This is a genomic window from Escherichia sp. MAL-1 (genome assembly GCF_052948035.1).
Map to the genome: position 1 here is coordinate 1,407,610 of NZ_CM129609.1, position 19,194 is coordinate 1,426,803.

A 19,194-nucleotide genomic window follows, 5' to 3' on the forward strand; every position below is an offset into this window, starting at 1 on the left:
CCCTTTTATACTGAACCTTAAGTGCAAGTATTCTTTGGTCAGTAGGAGGCATTACATTAACTGACTTTCCTCACCCTCCGCAGAGCGAAAGCTAATACTCACTAACGTGCCGCCGCCGGAAGGTTGTGAAAAAGTCAGCGTCCCACCTAGCCGTTCCGCGCGTTCGCGCATGATATTCAGACCATAATGACCTTCGGGTTCTTTCGGTTCACCGATACCAATCCCGTTATCACGGATATAAACCGTGTGATTGCCGTCCGGCGCAGTGACGCAACTGACGGCGATTTCGCTGGCGTTGGCGTGCTTCATCGCATTCAGCACCGCTTCGCGAATAATTTGCAACAAATGCACCTGCATTTGCGCATCCAGTGCCAGGGTTGGCAGACGGCAGTCGAGGGTCAGTTTGGCGCTGGTTTGATTTTGTAACGTATCCAGCATTTCCCTCAATGCGGAGGGGAGATCCGCCTGCTGCAGCGTCAGGCGGAAAGTAGTCAACAGCTCGCGTAACTGCCGATAAGCATCATTCAACGCCTGGGAAAAATCGGCCATGATACTTTGTGCGGTGGCGTTATCTTCCGGTATCGAACGCTTCAGTAACGTCAACTGGATACGTAAGTAAGAAAGTACCTGAGCCAGCGAGTCGTGCAATTCGCGGGCGATGGTCGCACGTTCTTCCATCAACAATAATTGCTGAAAATGCTTCTGCGCCTGATTAAAGTACAAACCGCGTCCCAGCATCGACGAAACGCTGTTAAGCAGCGGTTCTGATGATGAAACGTGACTATTTTGCCAGTGCAGTTCGCCGTAAACCGTCTCTTGCATTGTCACCGGTAAAATCTGCATCGGCAATTCCGGGTTTGGTTGCCCTTCGCTAATCCGCCAGTTTTCACCGACATTTAACTCCAGATATTCAGCCGCTTCATTGTCGCGAACAATCTGCAAAATATGGCGGAAACAATGCACATCAATCTGGCTAGTGTTCAGCGCCTGCGAACACTGATACAACACCTCCAGACGACGCTTGGCCTCGTGGAGATCGCGGGTCTTTTCTTCTACTGACGCTTCCAGCGAACGGTACAATTTATGCAGCTCGCTCGACATCTGGTTAAAGGTTTTTGCAAGCAGACCAAGCTCATTCGGCAGGTTGGTATCCAGCGGCGGCGAGTCGAACTGCCCGTGTTCAATACGCTGACTGGCGGTAACCAGCTGATTCAGCGGGGCAACCACCTGATGGCGTATGCGGCGCAAAGTAAAAAAGACCAGCGTGAAAATACCGATGCCGCCAGCCAGGGAAATCGCCACCACCAGCAGCATTTTGCGTTCAGCGTAGTGCTGTAAAGCCAGTACGAACAGGTCTATCTGATTAACATAATTATTAATATTGGCCTGATACCACGGCAAATCGCCCTTGCTGAGCCGATTATTCATCTCCAGCCAGTTGGCATTCAGATGCGCATAGCGAGTTTTTACTGCTTCTGGCACATACCAGACGTTGAGGTTGGTTAATACCGGTGAATGCAGTGCCTGCTGAAATAACTGGCGATGTGCATTGAGTTGTGGACTGCCACTTTGCAAGTCGTAGCCCAGGCGGTAACTCTGCATACGCAGCGATCCGGCAATATTGATAGCCTCAGCGTCGCGCAAACTGCTCGCCAGAGTTAGCAGAGCGATACCCGTGGAAAGAATCGACAGCAGCACAATGTAAAAAAAGGCCCGGGCCAGACTGGCCGAGACGGGTCGTTTAACAATCACACGCGTCTTCTCCACAAAAAATCATTAATGTTCCAGTTCGCTGAAACGCAATTTAGTCAGTGATGGGATTATTTGATCTGCCACAGTTTATAGCGAAATAGTTACTTATTCTGGGCACATGAACATTGCCGATTCCCCTGTAAGTCGGGTAATAACAACACTCATATAAAGAATAAGGTTTTTACAACCAAAAAAGAAGGTCGTTATGAATCGTTTTATTATGGCCAACAGTCAGCAATGTCTGGGTTGTCATGCTTGTGAAATCGCCTGTGTCATGGCTCACAATGATGAGCAACATGTCCTGAGCCAACACCATTTTCATCCCCGAATTACGGTTATCAAACATCAACAGCAACGTAGTGCAGTGACCTGTCACCATTGTGAAGATGCGCCCTGCGCCCGTAGCTGCCCTAATGGCGCAATCAGCCACGTTGATGACAGCATTCAGGTCAATCAGCAAAAGTGTATTGGCTGTAAATCCTGCGTGGTGGCCTGTCCTTTTGGTACGATGCAAATCGTCCTGACACCCGTCGCGGCAGGAAAAGTAAAAGCCACGGCGCATAAATGCGACCTTTGTGCGGGGCGCGAAAACGGTCCTGCCTGTGTTGAGAATTGCCCGGCGGACGCGCTGCAACTGGTCACTGACGTCGCACTCTCCGGCATGGCGAAATCCCGCCGCTTGCGCACCGCGCGTCAGGAACATCAACCGTGGCATGCCAGTACCGCGGCGCAAGAAATGCCGGTAATGAGTAAAGTCGAACAAATGCAGGCAACGCCCGCGCGTGGCGAGCCGGATAAACTGGCGATTGAAGCGCGCAAAACCGGTTTTGATGAAATTTATCTGCCATTTCGCGCCGACCAGGCACAACGGGAAGCCTCGCGCTGCCTTAAGTGCGGCGAGCACAGCGTTTGTGAATGGACCTGCCCGCTGCATAACCATATACCGCAGTGGATTGAACTGGTGAAAGCCGGAAACATCGACGCCGCCGTCGAGCTTTCTCACCAGACCAACACCCTGCCGGAAATTACCGGACGCGTTTGTCCGCAAGACCGTTTGTGTGAAGGTGCCTGTACTATTCGCGATGAGCACGGCGCGGTAACTATCGGCAACATTGAACGCTACATTTCAGATCAGGCGTTGGCGAAAGGTTGGCGTCCTGACTTAAGCCATGTCACCAAAGTGGACAAGCGGGTGGCGATTATCGGTGCAGGTCCGGCAGGGCTGGCCTGTGCGGATGTTCTGACCCGCAATGGCGTGGGGGTGACGGTGTACGATCGCCATCCAGAAATCGGTGGCTTGCTCACTTTCGGCATTCCTTCTTTCAAACTGGATAAATCCCTGCTGGCACGCCGTCGGGAAATCTTCAGCGCGATGGGGATTCACTTCGAACTCAATTGTGAAGTGGGTAAAGATGTCTCTTTGGATTCGCTTTTGGAACAATACGACGCGGTCTTCGTTGGCGTAGGCACTTACCGTTCCATGAAAGCGGGTTTACCCAATGAAGATGCGCCGGGCGTTTATGACGCGCTGCCGTTCCTCATTGCCAACACTAAACAGGTGATGGGGCTCGAAGAGCTACCGGAAGAGCCGTTTATCAATACCGCCGGACTTAACGTCGTGGTACTGGGCGGCGGCGACACCGCGATGGACTGTGTGCGTACCGCACTGCGCCACGGCGCGAGTAACGTCACCTGCGCTTATCGTCGTGATGAAGCTAACATGCCAGGCTCGAAGAAAGAAGTGAAGAACGCCCGCGAAGAGGGGGCCAACTTCGAATTTAACGTCCAGCCGGTGGCGCTTGAGCTGAATGAACAAGGTCACGTCTGCGGGATTCGTTTCCTGCGCACGCGTCTTGGCGAGCCGGATGCCCAGGGGCGTCGGCGTCCAGTGCCGGTGGAAGGCAGTGAATTTGTCATGCCAGCCGACGCGGTGATTATGGCGTTTGGCTTCAATCCGCACGGGATGCCGTGGCTGGAGTCGCACGGTGTAACGGTAGACAAATGGGGCCGCATCATCGCGGATGTGGAAAGCCAGTACCGTTACCAGACCACCAATCCGAAAATCTTCGCTGGTGGTGACGCCGTGCGTGGTGCGGATCTGGTGGTTACCGCAATGGCAGAAGGACGTCATGCGGCACAGGGGATTATTGACTGGCTGGGGGTAAAATCAGTCAAATCTCACTGATAGCCTGCGCAGACAAACCCGACTTCACAGCGTAAGATAATTGTTCATTTCGCGCTGTGGAGTCGGTATGACGCAACAAATCACCCTCATTAAAGACAAAATTCTCTCCGATAACTATTTCACCCTGCACAACATTACTTACGATCTCACGCGCAAAGACGGCGAAGTTATCCGCCATAAACGTGAAGTGTACGATCGCGGCAATGGTGCGACGATCCTCCTGTACAACACGAAGAAAAAGACCGTGGTTCTGATTCGTCAGTTCCGTGTCGCTACCTGGGTTAATGGCAATGAAAGCGGGCAGCTGATTGAAAGCTGCGCCGGGCTGCTGGATAACGACGAACCGGAAGTGTGTATTCGCAAAGAAGCGATTGAAGAGACGGGCTATGAAGTGGGTGAAGTGCGCAAATTATTTGAACTGTATATGTCGCCAGGCGGTGTGACTGAGCTAATCCACTTTTTTATCGCCGAATACAGTGACAATCAGCGCGCTAACGCCGGTGGCGGTGTCGAAGATGAAGATATTGAAGTGCTCGAGCTGCCGTTCAGCCAGGCGCTGGAGATGATCAAAACCGGCGAGATACGTGACGGTAAGACGGTGTTATTGCTTAACTATTTGCAAACGTCACATTTAATGGACTGAAAAATAACAATAATATTTCGTTGTTTATTATTGGCTCAATCCGACAAATCCGATTGAGCCGCGCTACCTGCGCAACGAAGATACGACTTGTGCTGTTTGTTTGAACTTCTGGGGTCGTACCGTCCATGCGCTATCGCATTTTCCTTCTCTTTTTTTTCGCTTTGTTGCCGACGTCTTTGGTGTGGGCGGCACCAGCGCAACGGGCGTTTTCCGACTGGCAGGTCACCTGTAATAACCAAAATTTCTGCGTGGCGCGTAATACGGGCGATCATAATGGACTGGTGATGACCCTGAGCCGCAGCGCCGGGGCGCATACCGATGCCGTTTTACGTATTGAGCGCGGCGGATTGAAGTCGCCGGAGGCGTCAGAAGGGGAGATAGCGCCACGGCTGCTGTTAGATGGCGAGCCGTTGGCGTTAAGTGGTGACAAGTGGCGGATTTCACCATGGTTATTAGTAACCGATGATACGGCAACCATCACCGCGTTTTTGCAGATGATTCAGGAAGGGAAGGCAATCACCTTACGCGATGGCGATCAGACCATTTCTCTGAGTGGCTTAAAAGCAGCGTTGTTGTTTATTGATGCTCAGCAAAAGCGCGTTGGCAGTGAAACCGCGTGGATCAAGAAAGGGGACGAACCGCCGCTCAGCGTACCGCCCGCGCCTGCGCTGAAAGAGGTCGCGGTGGTTAACCCAACGCCGACGCCACTCTCACTCGAAGAACGCAACGATTTGCTGGATTATGGAAACTGGCGGATGAATGGTCTGCGCTGCTCGCTTGATCCATTGCGTCGTGAGGTGAATGTCACTGCGCTGACTGATGATAAAGCGCTGATGATGATTAGCTGTGAGGCAGGGGCCTATAACACCATTGATTTGGCATGGATTGTGTCGCGTAAAAAGCCACTAGCTTCGCGCCCGGTTCGGTTGCGTTTGCCGTTCAACAACGGTCAGGAGACGAATGAACTGGAACTGATGAACGCAACATTTGATGAGAAATCGCGTGAACTGGTGACCTTAGCGAAAGGGCGCGGATTAAGCGATTGTGGCATTCAGGCGCGCTGGCGCTTTGACGGTCAGCGTTTTCGCCTGGTGCGTTACGCCGCAGAACCCACCTGCGATAACTGGCATGGGCCAGACGCCTGGCCCACGTTGTGGATCACCCGTTAAACAAAATGGCGGGACATGTAGGCCGGATAAGACGCTGTAGGCCGGATAAGACGCGTCAGCGTCGCATCCGGCAATCAGCATCCGGCAATCACCATCAGGCACCTTTCACTCCCAGCACCTTATGCGCTTTTGCCACAATATTCTCGGCGGTAAAGCCAAAGAACGGGAACAGCTTATCCGCCGGAGCAGATTCCCCGTAACCCGTCATCCCGACAATTGCCCCTTTCAGACCAACATACTTGTACCAGTAATCGGCAATACCTGCTTCCACCGCCACGCGAGCCGCAACGTTAGAAGGCAACACCGACTCCCGATATTCCTCATCCTGGGCGTCGAAAATATCGGTCGAGGGCAGGGAAACTACGCGTACATTGCGACCTTCTCCTGCTAATTTCTCTGCCGCTTGCAGGGTAATTTCCATCTCTGAACCGGTGGCAATCAGAATAATATCTGGCTTACCGCCGCTGTCTTTCAGCACATAACCGCCACGAGCAATCTCTTTAACCTGATCCGGCGTACGTTCCACCTGGGCCAGATTCTGCCTTGAGAGGATCAGTGCCGTCGGTCCGTTGTGGCGCTCAACCGCCAGCTTCCAGCCCACCGCCGCTTCCACCTGATCGCACGGTCGCCAGGTGCTGAAATTTGGCGTTAAGCGCAGGCTGGCCAGTTGCTCAACAGCCTGGTGCGTCGGACCATCTTCGCCCAGGCCAATTGAGTCGTGGGTATAAACCATAATCTGCCGCGCTTTCATCAGTGCCGCCATCCGCGCGGCGTTACGGGCGTATTCAACAAACATCAGGAACGTCGCGGTATACGGCACAAAGCCGCCGTGGTGCGCGATGCCGTTGGCGATAGCGGTCATGCCAAATTCACGCACCCCGTAGTGAATGTAGTTGCCCGCTGGATCTTCCTTCAGCGAAACAGAACCTTTCCAGATGGTCAGGTTGCTGGGAGCCAGATCCGCCGAACCGCCGAGCAACTCAGGCAGCATCGGCCCGTAAGCGTTAAGCGTATTTTGCGAAGCCTTACGGGTAGCGATTTTCGCCGGATTTGCCTGTAACTCATTGATATATTTCTGAGTCGTTTTCTCCCAGTCCTTCGGTAAACCACCGCTCATCCGTCGGGTAAACTCTTCTGCCAGTTGCGGATGAGCCTTTTTATAGGCGGCAAACTTCTCATTCCAGCTCTGCTGCGCTTTTTCGCCTTTTTCACGGGCATCCCAGGCGTGATAAATCTCTTTAGGGATCTCAAATGGCGGATGGTGCCAGCCCAGTTTTTGCCGTGCCAGCGCCACTTCTTCTTCCCCCAGTGGTGCGCCGTGCGCCTCTTCCTTACCTGCTTTATTCGGCGAACCAAAGCCAATCACCGTACGGCAGATAATCAGCGACGGCTTATCTTTCACGCTTTGCGCTTCAAGGATCGCTTCCTTCACCGCCTGCGGATCGTGACCGTCGATTTCATGGATCACATGCCAGTGATAGGCTTCAAAACGTTTTGCCGTATCGTCGGTAAACCAGCCTTCTGTTTCACCGTCGATGGAAATACCGTTGTGATCGTAAAAACCAATCAGCTTGCCCAGTCCCAGCGTGCCTGCCAGCGAACAGACTTCGTGGGAAATACCTTCCATCAGGCAGCCGTCGCCCATAAACACATAGGTGAAGTGATCGACGATCTCATGGTCTGGCTGGTTAAACTGCGCCGCCAGTGTACGCTCTGCTATCGCCAGCCCGACGGCGTTCGCCAAACCTTGTCCAAGCGGGCCGGTGGTGGTTTCAACGCCTGGCGTATAGCCAATCTCCGGGTGGCCTGGGGTTTTCGAATGCAACTGACGGAAGTTCTTCAGTTCTTCCAGCGGCAGGTCGTAACCGGTCAGATGTAGCAAACTGTAGAGCAGCATCGACGCGTGACCGTTGGAAAGAATAAAGCGGTCGCGATCATACCAGGTTGGGTCGGTAGGGTTATGTTTAAGAAAATCGTTCCACAGCACTTCGGCAATATCAGCCATGCCCATCGGCGCGCCGGGATGACCAGAGTTGGCTTTTTGTACCGCATCCATACTGAGTGCGCGAATCGCATTGGCAAGGTCTTTTCGGGACATATAACACTCCGTGGCTGGTTTATAGTTTGGCGGCAAGAAGATCTTCCAGTTTGCGTTGATCAACGGCGAACAGACGAATGCCTTCAGACAGTTTTTCTACCGCCATCGCATCCTGATTGTGCTCCCAACGGAACTCCGCTTCGCTCATGGGAGCTGGGCGTGGGAACGTCTGAGAAGGTGGGATTAATTTACGTACCACTGGCGAAACTTTTTCCTGCAGCTCCTTCAGTAAATTCGGTGCGATAGTCAGTCGATCGCAGCCGGTTAAGGCGAGGATTTGTTCGGTGCGACGGAAGCTCGCGCCCATCACAATGGTTTCATAGTGGTGTTGCTTATAGTAGTCGTAGATATTGCGCACCGATTTAACGCCCGGATCTTCTTCCACCACATACGGGTCCATCGGCTTGCGTGCCTGATACCAGTCATAAATACGCCCGACAAACGGCGAAATCAGAAAAACGCCTGCTTCCGCACAGGCCCGTGCCTGTGCAAAAGAAAACAGCAGCGTCAGGTTGCAGTTAATACCTTCTTTTTCCAGCTCTTCTGCCGCGCGAATTCCTTCCCAGGTCGAAGCCAGCTTGATCAGAATGCGTGATTTCTCAACGCCTTGTTGCTGATACAAGTCCACCAGATGGCGCGCCTTCTCAATACTCTTTTCTTTATCAAAAGAGAGGCGTGCATCAACTTCTGTTGACACGCGACCGGGTACGATTTTGAGGATTTCAGCACCGAAATTGACCGCCAGTTTGTCACACGCTGCGACCACCTGTTGTTCCTGGGTCTTGCCATTTTTTTTACCCCAGGCGATAGCATCGTCTATTAAATGCTCATATTGTGATAATCCGGCAGCTTTGAGTAACAGCGAAGGATTGGTGGTGGCATCCTGGGGATGATAATGGCGAATGGACTCAATATCGCCGCTGTCTGCCACGACAGTGGTGAACTGTTTGATGCCGTCTAACTCGTTCATAGGAAATACTCCTTGAAAAGTAAAGTGTTAGATGAGTGCGTTAATTCACACTTCTGAGAAATTTCGCTAAACGCATCAAAAAAGCATAGCAGACAGGCATGGTATTGCTGGATTAAGCAGGTAACATCAGTGTTATAGGATTATTACCAAAACATTATATTAATGGTGAGAGTTTGGACTTGCTCAAAGTCTGTAGACTCCGGCAGGGTAATAATGTGCGCCACGTTGTGGGCAGGGGCTGTTGCCCACACACTTTATTTGTGAACGTTACGTGAAAGGAACAACCAAATGGATGACCAGTTAAAACAAAGTGCACTTGATTTCCATGAATTTCCAGTTCCAGGGAAAATCCAGGTTTCTCCAACCAAGCCTCTGGCAACACAGCGCGATCTGGCGCTGGCCTACTCACCAGGCGTTGCCGCACCTTGTCTTGAAATCGAAAAAGACCCGTTAAAAGCCTACAAATATACCGCCCGCGGTAACCTGGTGGCGGTGATCTCTAACGGTACGGCGGTGCTGGGGTTAGGCAACATTGGCGCGCTGGCAGGCAAACCGGTGATGGAAGGCAAGGGCGTTCTGTTTAAGAAATTCGCCGGGATTGATGTATTTGACATTGAAGTTGACGAACTCGACCCGGACAAATTTATTGAAGTTGTCGCCGCGCTCGAACCAACCTTCGGCGGCATCAACCTCGAAGACATTAAAGCGCCAGAATGTTTCTATATTGAACAGAAACTGCGCGAGCGGATGAATATTCCGGTATTCCACGACGATCAGCACGGCACGGCAATTATCAGCACTGCCGCCATCCTCAACGGCTTGCGCGTGGTGGAGAAAAACATCTCCGACGTGCGGATGGTGGTTTCCGGCGCGGGTGCCGCAGCAATCGCCTGTATGAACCTGCTGGTAGCGCTGGGTCTGCAAAAACATAACATCGTGGTTTGCGATTCAAAAGGCGTTATCTATCAGGGCCGTGAGCCAAACATGGCGGAAACCAAAGCCGCATATGCGGTGGTGGATGACGGCAAACGTACCCTCGATGATGTGATTGAAGGCGCGGATATTTTCCTGGGCTGTTCCGGCCCGAAAGTGCTGACCCAGGAAATGGTGAAGAAAATGGCTCGTGCGCCAATGATCCTGGCGCTGGCGAACCCGGAACCGGAAATTCTGCCGCCGCTGGCGAAAGAAGTGCGTCCGGATGCCATCATTTGCACCGGTCGTTCTGACTATCCGAACCAGGTGAACAACGTCCTGTGCTTCCCGTTCATCTTCCGTGGCGCGCTGGACGTTGGCGCAACCGCCATCAACGAAGAGATGAAACTGGCGGCGGTACGTGCGATTGCAGAACTCGCCCATGCGGAACAGAGCGAAGTGGTGGCTTCAGCGTATGGCGATCAGGATCTGAGCTTTGGTCCGGAATACATCATTCCAAAACCGTTTGATCCGCGCTTGATCGTTAAGATCGCTCCTGCGGTCGCTAAAGCCGCGATGGAGTCGGGCGTGGCGACTCGTCCGATTGCTGATTTCGACGTCTACATCGACAAGCTGACTGAGTTCGTTTACAAAACCAACCTGTTTATGAAGCCGATTTTCTCCCAGGCTCGCAAAGCGCCGAAGCGCGTTGTTCTGCCGGAAGGGGAAGAGGCGCGCGTTCTGCATGCCACTCAGGAACTGGTAACGCTGGGACTGGCGAAACCGATCCTTATCGGTCGTCCGAACGTGATCGAAATGCGCATTCAGAAACTGGGCTTGCAGATCAAAGCGGGCGTTGATTTTGAGATCGTCAATAACGAATCCGATCCGCGCTTTAAAGAGTACTGGACCGAATACTTCCAGATCATGAAGCGTCGCGGCGTCACTCAGGAACAGGCGCAGCGGGCGCTGATCAGTAACCCGACAGTGATCGGCGCGATCATGGTTCAGCGTAGGGAAGCCGATGCAATGATTTGCGGTACGGTGGGTGATTATCATGAACATTTTAGCGTGGTGAAAAATGTCTTTGGTTATCGCGATGGCGTTCACACCGCAGGTGCCATGAACGCGCTGCTGCTGCCGAGTGGTAACACCTTTATTGCCGATACATATGTTAATGATGAACCGGATGCAGAAGAGCTGGCGGAGATCACCTTGATGGCGGCAGAAACTGTCCGTCGTTTTGGTATTGAGCCGCGCGTTGCTTTGTTGTCGCACTCCAACTTTGGTTCTTCTGACTGCCCGTCGTCGAGCAAAATGCGTCAGGCGCTGGAACTGGTCAGGGAACGTGCACCAGAACTGATGATTGATGGTGAAATGCACGGCGATGCAGCGCTGGTGGAAGCGATTCGCAACGACCGTATGCCGGACAGCCCTTTGAAAGGTTCCGCCAATATTCTGGTGATGCCGAACATGGAAGCTGCCCGCATTAGTTACAACTTACTGCGTGTTTCCAGCTCGGAAGGTGTGACTGTCGGCCCGGTGCTGATGGGTGTGGCGAAACCGGTTCACGTGTTAACGCCGATCGCATCGGTACGTCGTATCGTCAACATGGTGGCGCTGGCCGTGGTAGAAGCGCAAACCCAACCGCTGTAATTTTTTTTAACTCTCACGCTTATCCTGAATATTCAGGGTAAGCAGTTTAGCTGCAATATATTAGTAAAGCTTATTACTGAGTTTGCGAATAATAAAAAAAAGCAGTCTATATAATATCTCGATATTATTTTATTTATATTCATGCGTTGCATATGAAAGTTTATGCACCACAGCGAATATCTCTCCATTCTTAGTGATCTACCTCACCTTTTAAACGCGCTTGCCGAATTTTGTTATTTACTCTGACGAAAAATTGTCACGATACACGAAAGTTTTTCACAGGCGGCGACTCATGGATAAAGAACGCATCATTCAGGAATTTGTGCCCGGCAAACAGGTCACGCTGGCGCATCTCATCGCGCATCCCGGCGAGGAACTGGCGAAGAAAATCGGCGTTCCGGATGCGGGCGCAATTGGCATTATGACGCTAACTCCTGGCGAAACGGCGATGATCGCCGGTGATTTAGCATTGAAAGCCGCTGATGTGCATATCGGTTTTCTCGACCGCTTCAGTGGTGCATTGGTGATTTATGGCTCGGTGGGCGCAGTAGAAGAAGCGTTATCACAAACCGTCAGCGGTTTAGGTCGCTTATTAAATTATACGCTTTGTGAAATGACCAAAAGTTAATACGAGGCATTCATGAAACGAATTGCGTTTGTGGGTACCGTCGGGGCAGGAAAAACAACGTTATTTAATGCGTTGCAGGGGAATTATACCCTCGCCAGAAAAACACAGGCCGTGGAATTTAATGATAAGGGCGATATTGATACGCCGGGTGAATATTTTAGCCATCCCCGCTGGTATCACGCCTTAATTACCACGCTACAGGATGTGGACATGCTGATCTATGTCCACGGCGCGAATGACCCGGAAAGTCGGTTGCCTGCCGGGTTGCTGGATATTGGCGTCAGCAAACGGCAAATCGCCGTCATCAGTAAAACGGACATGCCAGATGCTGACGTCGCCGCAACGCGAAAGTTATTGCTTGAGACTGGCTTCGAAGAGCCGATTTTCGAGCTAAACAGCCACGACCCGCAAAGCGTGCAGCAACTGGTGGATTATCTGGCATCTCTCACCAAACAGGAGGAAGCAGGTGAAAAAACTCATCACAGCGAATGATATTCGTGAAGCACACGCGCGCGGCGAACAGGCAATGTCCGTGGTTCTGCGCGCCAGCATTATTACCCCGGAAGCCCGTGAAGTGGCGGATCTACTGGGTTTTACCATCACCGAATGTGATGAATCGTCCCCGGTAACGGCGTCCGTTCCCGCCAGCGTGCCAGCCGATAAAACCGAAAGTCAGCGCATCCGCGAAACCATCATTGCCCAGCTGCCGGAAGGCCAGTTTACCGAAAGCCTGGTCGCGCAGTTGATGGAAAAAGTGATGAAGGAAAAACAGTCGCTGGAGCAGGGTGCAATGCAGCCGAGCTTCAAATCGGTGACCGGCAAAGGCGGCATCAAAGTGATTGATGGTAGCAGCGTCAAGTTTGGTCGTTTCGACGGCGCAGAGCCGCATTGCGTGGGCTTAACTGACCTTGTGACCGGAGACGACGGCAGCAGCATGGCCGCCGGTTTTATGCAGTGGGACAACGCATTCTTCCCGTGGACCCTGAACTACGACGAAATCGATATGGTGCTGGAAGGGGAGCTGCATGTTCGCCACGCAGGAGAAACCATGATCGCCAAAGCGGGCGATGTGATGTTTATCCCGAAAGGCTCCAGCATCGAATTTGGTACGACATCCAGCGTGAAATTCCTGTATGTCGCCTGGCCGGCTAACTGGCAATCCCTATGAAAGATTTCATCACCGAAGCATGGCTAAGAGCGAACCATACGCTCAGCGAAGGCGCAGAGATCCATCTCCCTGCGGACAGTCGCCTGACGCCCTCTGCCCGGGAGTTGCTGGAAAGCCGCCATCTGCGCATCAAGTTTATTGACGAGCAGGGCCGCCTGTTTGTTGACGATGAACAGCAGCAGCCGCAGCCCGTTCATGGGCTGACCAGTAGCGATGAACATCCGCAGGCGTGCTGCGAACTGTGCCGCCAGCCGGTGGCAAAAAAGCCGGATACGCTGACTCACCTGTCGGCGGAAAAAATGGTCGCCAAAAGCGATCCGCGTCTGGGTTTTCGCGCGGTTCTCGACAGCACCATTGCGCTGGCAGTGTGGCTGCAAATTGAACTGGCGGAACCGTGGCAGCCGTGGCTGGCGGATATCCGTTCGCGTCTTGGCAACATTATGCGCGCCGATGCGCTGGGGGAACCGCTGGGCTGCCAGGCGATTGTCGGGCTTTCTGACGAAGATCTGCATCGGCTTTCTCATCAGCCGCTGCGCTATCTCGACCACGATCATCTGGTGCCGGAAGCCAGCCACGGGCGCGATGCTGCGTTGCTCAATCTGCTACGCACCAAAGTGCGGGAAACCGAAACCGTAGCGGCGCAGGTCTTTATCACCCGCAGCTTTGAAGTATTACGCCCGGACATTTTGCAGGCGCTGAACCGCCTTTCCAGCACGGTCTACGTGATGATGATCCTGAGCGTAACGAAGCAGCCGCTAACGGTGAAGCAGATCCAACAACGACTGGGGGAACGCAATGATTATTGAACGTTGTCGTGAACTGGCGTTGCGAGCGCCCGCCAGAGTGGTTTTTCCGGATGCGTTAGACCAACGTGTGCTGAAAGCCGCGCAATATTTACATCAACAAGGTCTGGCAACGCCCATTCTGGTCGCCAATCCGTTTGAACTTCGTCAGTTTGCGCTCAGTCACGGCGTGGCGATGGACGGGCTACAGGTGATTGATCCGCATGGCAACCTCGCAATGCGGGAAGAATTTGCTCATCGCTGGCTGGCCCGCGCGGGCGAAAAAACGCCGCCGGATGCGCTGGAAAAACTTACCGACCCTCTGATGTTCGCCGCAGCAATGGTCAGCGCCGGTAAAGCGGATGTCTGTATCGCGGGCAACCTCTCTTCCACGGCAAATGTGCTGCGTGCCGGATTACGCATTATCGGCTTGCAGCCAGGCTGTAAAACGCTCTCTTCCATTTTCCTGATGTTGCCACAGTACAGCGGCCCGGCGTTGGGCTTTGCCGATTGCAGCGTGGTGCCACAGCCGACGGCGGCGCAGCTGGCGGATATCGCGCTTGCCAGTGCCGAAACCTGGCGCGCCATCACCGGAGAAGAGCCGCGCGTGGCGATGCTGTCGTTTTCCAGCAATGGTAGCGCCCGTCACCCCTGTGTTGCTAACGTCCAGCAGGCGACAGAAATCGTCCGTGAGCGCGCACCAAAGCTGGTGGTGGATGGCGAGTTACAGTTTGACGCCGCCTTCGTGCCGGAAGTGGCGGCGCAAAAAGCGCCTGCCAGCCCGCTACAGGGCAAGGCCAATGTGATGGTTTTTCCGTCGCTGGAAGCCGGAAATATTGGTTACAAAATCGCACAACGACTCGGCGGATATCGTGCCGTCGGGCCACTGATACAAGGACTTGCCGCGCCGATGCACGATCTCTCTCGTGGTTGTAGCGTGCAGGAAATTATCGAGCTGGCGCTGGTGGCAGCTGTGCCGCGTCAGACAGAAGTGAACCGCGAAAGCAGTTTACAAACACTGGTTGAATGAACGGTCCCGTTCTGGACCCTGATAAAGAGGAAAGCACAATGGAAGCATTAGGAATGATCGAAACCCGGGGCCTGGTTGCACTGATTGAGGCTTCTGACGCGATGGTGAAAGCTGCGCGCGTCAAGCTGGTTGGTGTTAAGCAGATTGGCGGCGGCCTGTGTACTGCCATGGTTCGTGGTGATGTTGCAGCCTGTAAAGCCGCGACCGATGCAGGTGCCGCAGCGGCACAGCGTATCGGCGAGCTGGTATCTGTACACGTTATCCCGCGTCCGCACGGCGACCTGGAAGAAGTCTTCCCGATCGGCCTGAAAGGCGATAGCAGCAACCTGTAATCACCCTGTGTGACGTCGATTCGGGCGTCACGCTCTCTCCTTTTTCATTTTACCTTCTGCGGAGGGTAGGGGGAGCTTTTACCTGAAATACGCCACGGAGGCGGGTATGAAACTGGCAGTCGTCACTGGACAAATTGTTTGTACCGTACGCCATCACGGACTGGCGCATGACAAATTGCTGATGGTGGAAATGATTGATCCACAAGGTAATCCTGACGGGCAATGCGCCGTCGCCATCGACAATATTGGCGCGGGAACCGGGGAGTGGGTGTTACTGGTGAGTGGCAGTTCCGCCCGCCAGGCGCATAAAAGCGAAACGTCACCGGTCGATCTGTGCGTGATTGGCATTGTCGATGAGGTGGTGTCTGGCGGTCAGGTAATTTTCCACAAATAAGGCAGAACATCATGAATCAACAGGATATTGAACAGGTGGTGAAAGCGGTACTGCTGAAAATGCAAAGCAGTGACACGCCGCCCGCCGCCGTTCATGAGATGGGCGTTTTCGCGTCCCTGGATGACGCCGTTGCGGCAGCCAAAGTCGCCCAGCAAGGGTTAAAAAGCGTGGCAATGCGCCAGTTAGCCATTGCTGCCATTCGTGAGGCAGGCGAAAAACACGCCAGAGATTTAGCGGAACTTGCCGTCAGTGAAACCGGCATGGGCCGCGTTGAAGATAAATTTGCCAAAAACGTCGCTCAGGCGCGCGGCACGCCAGGCGTTGAGTGTCTCTCTCCGCAGGTGCTGACCGGCGACAACGGCCTGACTTTAATTGAAAACGCGCCCTGGGGCGTGGTGGCTTCGGTAACTCCGTCCACTAACCCGGCGGCAACCGTAATTAATAACGCCATCAGCCTGATTGCCGCGGGCAACAGCGTCATTTTTGCCCCGCATCCGGCGGCGAAAAAAGTCTCCCAGCGGGCGATCACGCTGCTCAACCAGGCGATTGTTGCCGCAGGCGGGCCGGAAAACTTACTGGTTACTGTGGCAAATCCGGATATCGAAACCGCGCAGCGTTTGTTCAAGTTTCCGGGCATCGGCCTTCTGGTGGTGACCGGCGGCGAAGCGGTAGTAGAAGCGGCGCGTAAACACACCAATAAACGTCTGATTGCCGCAGGCGCTGGCAACCCGCCGGTAGTGGTGGATGAAACCGCCGACCTCGCCCGTGCCGCTCAGTCCATCGTCAAAGGCGCTTCTTTCGATAACAACATCATTTGTGCCGACGAAAAGGTACTGATTGTTGTTGATAGCGTAGCCGATGAACTGATGCGTCTGATGGAAGGCCAGCACGCGGTGAAACTGACCGCAGAACAGGCGCAGCAGCTGCAACCGGTGTTGCTGAAAAATATCGACGAGCGCGGAAAAGGCACCGTCAGCCGTGACTGGGTTGGTCGCGATGCGGCGAAAATCGCGGCGGCAATCGGCCTGAACGTGCCGCAAGAAACGCGTTTGCTGTTTGTGGAAACCACTGCAGAACATCCGTTTGCCGTGACCGAACTGATGATGCCGGTGCTGCCCGTCGTGCGCGTCGCCAACGTGGCGGATGCCATTGCGCTGGCGGTGAAACTGGAAGGCGGTTGCCACCACACGGCGGCAATGCACTCGCGCAACATCGAAAACATGAACCAGATGGCGAATGCTATTGATACCAGCATTTTCGTTAAGAACGGACCGTGCATTGCCGGGCTGGGGCTGGGCGGGGAAGGCTGGACCACCATGACCATCACCACGCCAACCGGTGAAGGGGTAACCAGCGCGCGTACGTTTGTCCGTCTGCGTCGCTGTGTATTAGTCGATGCGTTTCGCATTGTTTAAGGAGTAACAGATGGCGCACGACGAACAATGGCTCACCCCACGTCTGCAAACGGCGGCAACGCTGTGTAACCAGACGCCCGCCGCGACGGAATCTCCGCTGTGGCTGGGGGTGGATCTGGGTACCTGCGATGTGGTGTCGATGGTTGTTGACCGCGACGGTCAGCCGGTGGCGGTATGCCTCGACTGGGCCGATGTGGTCCGCGACGGCATCGTCTGGGATTTCTTCGGTGCGGTCACCATTGTTCGTCGCCATCTCGACACTCTTGAGCAGCAATTCGGTCTTCGTTTTAGCCATGCGGCGACTTCATTTCCTCCAGGTACGGACCCGCGTATTTCCATCAACGTGCTGGAATCTGCCGGGCTGGAAGTGAGCCATGTGCTGGATGAGCCAACCGCAGTTGCGGATCTGCTGCAACTGGACAACGCCGGTGTAGTGGATATCGGCGGCGGCACTACCGGCATTGCCATCGTGAAAAAGGGCAAGGTGACGTACTCGGCGGATGAAGCCACCGGCGGACATCACATCTCTCTGACTCTCGCCGGAAATCGCCGTATTTCGCTGGAAGAGGCGGAGCAGTACAAGCGCGGTCACGGTGAAGAGATTTGGCCTGCGGTGAAACCGGTGTACGAAAAAATGGCGGACATTGTCGCCCGGCATATTGAAGGGCAGGGCATTACTGATTTATGGCTGGCGGGCGGCTCTTGTTTGCAACCGGGCGTGGCGGAACTGTTTCGCAAACAATTCCCGGCGTTACAGGTGCATTTACCGCAGCACAGTTTGTTTATGACCCCGCTGGCGATCGCCAGTAGTGGGCGAGAGAAAGCGGAGGGGCTATATGCAAAATGAATTGCAGACCGCGCTCTTTCAGGCGTTCGATACCCTGAATCTGCAACGGGTAAAAACATTTAGCGTTCCACCGGTGACGCTTTGCGGTCCGGGCGCGGTGAGCAGTTGCGGGCAGCAAGCGCAAACGCGTGGGCTGAAACATCTGTTCGTGATGGCAGACAGCTTTTTGCATCAGGCGGGGATGACCGCCGGGCTGACGCGCAGCCTGGCTGTTAAAGGCATCGCCATGACGCTCTGGCCATGTCCGGTGGGCGAACCGTGCATTACCGACGTGTGTGCAGCCGTGGCGCAGTTGCGTGAGTCAGGCTGTGATGGGGTGATCGCATTTGGCGGCGGCTCGGTGCTGGATGCGGCGAAAGCCGTGGCGTTGCTGGTGACGAACCCCGATAGCACGCTGGCAGAGATGTCAGAAACCAGCGTTCTGCAACCGCGCTTGCCGCTGATTGCCATTCCAACGACCGCCGGAACCGGCTCTGAAACCACCAATGTAACGGTGATTATCGACGCGGTGAGCGGGCGCAAGCAGGTGTTAGCCCATGCCTCGCTGATGCCGGATGTGGCGATCCTCGACGCCGCATTGACCGAAGGTGTGCCGTCGCATGTCACGGCGATGACCGGCATTGATGCGTTAACCCATGCCATTGAAGCATACAGCGCCCTGAACGCTACACCGTTTACCGACAGCCTGGCGATTGGTGCCATTGCGATGATTGGCAAATCGCTGCCGAAAGCGGTGGGCTACGGTCACGACCTTGCCGCGCGCGAGAGCATGTTACTGGCTTCATGTATGGCGGGAATGGCGTTTTCCAGTGCGGGTCTTGGGTTGTGCCACGCGATGGCGCATCAGCCGGGCGCGGCGCTGCATATTCCACACGGTCTGGCGAACGCCATGTTGCTGCCAACGGTGATGGAATTTAACCGGATGGTTTGTCGCGAACGCTTTAGTCAGATTGGTCGGGCACTGCGTACTAAAAAATCCGACGATCGTGACGCTATTAACGCGGTAAGTGAGCTGATTGCGGAAGTTGGGATTGGTAAACGACTGGGCGATGTTGGTGCGACATCTGCGCATTACGGTGCATGGGCGCAGGCCGCGCAGGAAGATATTTGTCTGCGCAGCAACCCGCGTACCGCCAGCCTGGAGCAGATTGTCGGCCTGTACGCGGCGGCGCAATAAATGCCGGATGCGACGCTTGCCGCGTCTTATCCAGCC

At 54.2% G+C, this 19,194-nt stretch carries 17 protein-coding genes; 14 read left to right on the forward strand and 3 right to left on the reverse strand.

The window, feature by feature from the left end:
• Positions 1 to 51 precede the first annotated feature (51 nt).
• Positions 52 to 1,752: a nitrate/nitrite two-component system sensor histidine kinase NarQ gene (gene narQ / locus ACU8XX_RS06865; protein WP_001300881.1), complete on the reverse strand. Its 1,701-nt coding sequence runs from the start codon at positions 1,750 to 1,752 to the stop codon at positions 52 to 54.
• 205 nt (positions 1,753 to 1,957) lie between these two features.
• Here narQ and aegA point away from each other — a divergent pair, with 205 nt between their 5' ends.
• From aegA to ACU8XX_RS06880, 3 genes are all read left to right on the forward strand, one after another.
• Positions 1,958 to 3,937, forward strand: coding sequence for a formate-dependent uric acid utilization protein AegA (aegA, locus tag ACU8XX_RS06870; RefSeq protein WP_001078880.1), 1,980 nt, complete (start codon positions 1,958 to 1,960; stop codon positions 3,935 to 3,937).
• A gap of 67 nt (positions 3,938 to 4,004) precedes the next feature.
• Positions 4,005 to 4,580 carry a GDP-mannose pyrophosphatase NudK gene (gene nudK, locus ACU8XX_RS06875; protein ID WP_001300814.1) on the forward strand — a complete coding sequence of 192 codons (576 nt, stop codon included), beginning with the start codon at positions 4,005 to 4,007 and terminating at the stop codon, positions 4,578 to 4,580.
• A 125-nt stretch (positions 4,581 to 4,705) separates the two neighbouring features.
• Complete coding sequence (locus ACU8XX_RS06880; RefSeq protein WP_001270542.1) at positions 4,706 to 5,749, forward strand: DUF1176 domain-containing protein; 1,044 nt, start codon at positions 4,706 to 4,708, stop codon at positions 5,747 to 5,749.
• Positions 5,750 to 5,843: 94 nt separating this feature from the next.
• Here the strand turns inward: ACU8XX_RS06880 and tkt are convergent, their stop codons facing one another.
• Together tkt and tal are read right to left on the reverse strand one after the other, a co-directional pair.
• Positions 5,844 to 7,847: a transketolase gene (gene tkt / locus ACU8XX_RS06885; protein ID WP_000087280.1), complete on the reverse strand. Its 2,004-nt coding sequence runs from the start codon at positions 7,845 to 7,847 to the stop codon at positions 5,844 to 5,846.
• 19 nt (positions 7,848 to 7,866) lie between these two features.
• Complete coding sequence (gene tal, locus ACU8XX_RS06890; RefSeq protein WP_001003709.1) at positions 7,867 to 8,817, reverse strand: transaldolase; 951 nt, start codon at positions 8,815 to 8,817, stop codon at positions 7,867 to 7,869.
• 288 nt (positions 8,818 to 9,105) lie between these two features.
• Between tal and maeB the strand changes: the two genes are divergently transcribed.
• The 11 genes from maeB to eutG all read left to right on the forward strand — a co-directional run bounded on the left by maeB (position 9,106) and on the right by eutG (position 19,158).
• Positions 9,106 to 11,385 carry an NADP-dependent oxaloacetate-decarboxylating malate dehydrogenase gene (gene maeB / locus ACU8XX_RS06895; protein WP_112033925.1) on the forward strand — a complete coding sequence of 760 codons (2,280 nt, stop codon included), beginning with the start codon at positions 9,106 to 9,108 and terminating at the stop codon, positions 11,383 to 11,385.
• A 292-nt stretch (positions 11,386 to 11,677) separates the two neighbouring features.
• Positions 11,678 to 12,013, forward strand: coding sequence for an ethanolamine utilization microcompartment protein EutS (eutS, locus tag ACU8XX_RS06900; RefSeq protein WP_000356956.1), 336 nt, complete (start codon positions 11,678 to 11,680; stop codon positions 12,011 to 12,013).
• Positions 12,014 to 12,025: 12 nt separating this feature from the next.
• Complete coding sequence (eutP, locus tag ACU8XX_RS06905) at positions 12,026 to 12,505, forward strand: ethanolamine utilization acetate kinase EutP (RefSeq protein WP_000820782.1); 480 nt, start codon at positions 12,026 to 12,028, stop codon at positions 12,503 to 12,505.
• A complete protein-coding gene (gene eutQ / locus ACU8XX_RS06910) occupies positions 12,480 to 13,181 on the forward strand; it encodes an ethanolamine utilization acetate kinase EutQ (RefSeq protein WP_000733916.1) in 702 nt (233 codons plus the stop codon). The genes eutP and eutQ overlap by 26 nt, the downstream gene beginning before the upstream one ends.
• Entirely contained in the window at positions 13,178 to 13,987 is an 810-nt protein-coding gene (gene eutT, locus ACU8XX_RS06915) for an ethanolamine utilization cob(I)yrinic acid a,c-diamide adenosyltransferase EutT (protein WP_000651297.1), read from the forward strand. Before eutQ ends, eutT begins: the two co-directional genes overlap by 4 nt.
• Positions 13,977 to 14,993 (forward strand): phosphate acetyltransferase, encoded by a 1,017-nt coding sequence (pta, locus tag ACU8XX_RS06920; protein ID WP_000582977.1) that lies wholly within the window; start codon positions 13,977 to 13,979, stop codon positions 14,991 to 14,993. Before eutT ends, pta begins: the two co-directional genes overlap by 11 nt.
• A gap of 38 nt (positions 14,994 to 15,031) precedes the next feature.
• Positions 15,032 to 15,325 carry an ethanolamine utilization microcompartment protein EutM gene (gene eutM / locus ACU8XX_RS06925; protein ID WP_000387713.1) on the forward strand — a complete coding sequence of 98 codons (294 nt, stop codon included), beginning with the start codon at positions 15,032 to 15,034 and terminating at the stop codon, positions 15,323 to 15,325.
• Between the two features lie 106 nt (positions 15,326 to 15,431).
• Positions 15,432 to 15,719 carry an ethanolamine utilization microcompartment protein EutN gene (gene eutN, locus ACU8XX_RS06930; protein WP_000762196.1) on the forward strand — a complete coding sequence of 96 codons (288 nt, stop codon included), beginning with the start codon at positions 15,432 to 15,434 and terminating at the stop codon, positions 15,717 to 15,719.
• A gap of 11 nt (positions 15,720 to 15,730) precedes the next feature.
• On the forward strand, positions 15,731 to 17,134 hold the full coding sequence (locus ACU8XX_RS06935) for an aldehyde dehydrogenase family protein (RefSeq protein WP_001075690.1): 1,404 nt from the start codon (positions 15,731 to 15,733) through the stop codon (positions 17,132 to 17,134).
• A gap of 10 nt (positions 17,135 to 17,144) precedes the next feature.
• Positions 17,145 to 17,981 (forward strand): ethanolamine utilization protein EutJ, encoded by an 837-nt coding sequence (eutJ, locus tag ACU8XX_RS06940; RefSeq protein WP_000929711.1) that lies wholly within the window; start codon positions 17,145 to 17,147, stop codon positions 17,979 to 17,981.
• Positions 17,971 to 19,158 carry an ethanolamine utilization ethanol dehydrogenase EutG gene (gene eutG, locus ACU8XX_RS06945; protein ID WP_001491243.1) on the forward strand — a complete coding sequence of 396 codons (1,188 nt, stop codon included), beginning with the start codon at positions 17,971 to 17,973 and terminating at the stop codon, positions 19,156 to 19,158. Before eutJ ends, eutG begins: the two co-directional genes overlap by 11 nt.
• Positions 19,159 to 19,194: the final 36 nt, after the last annotated feature.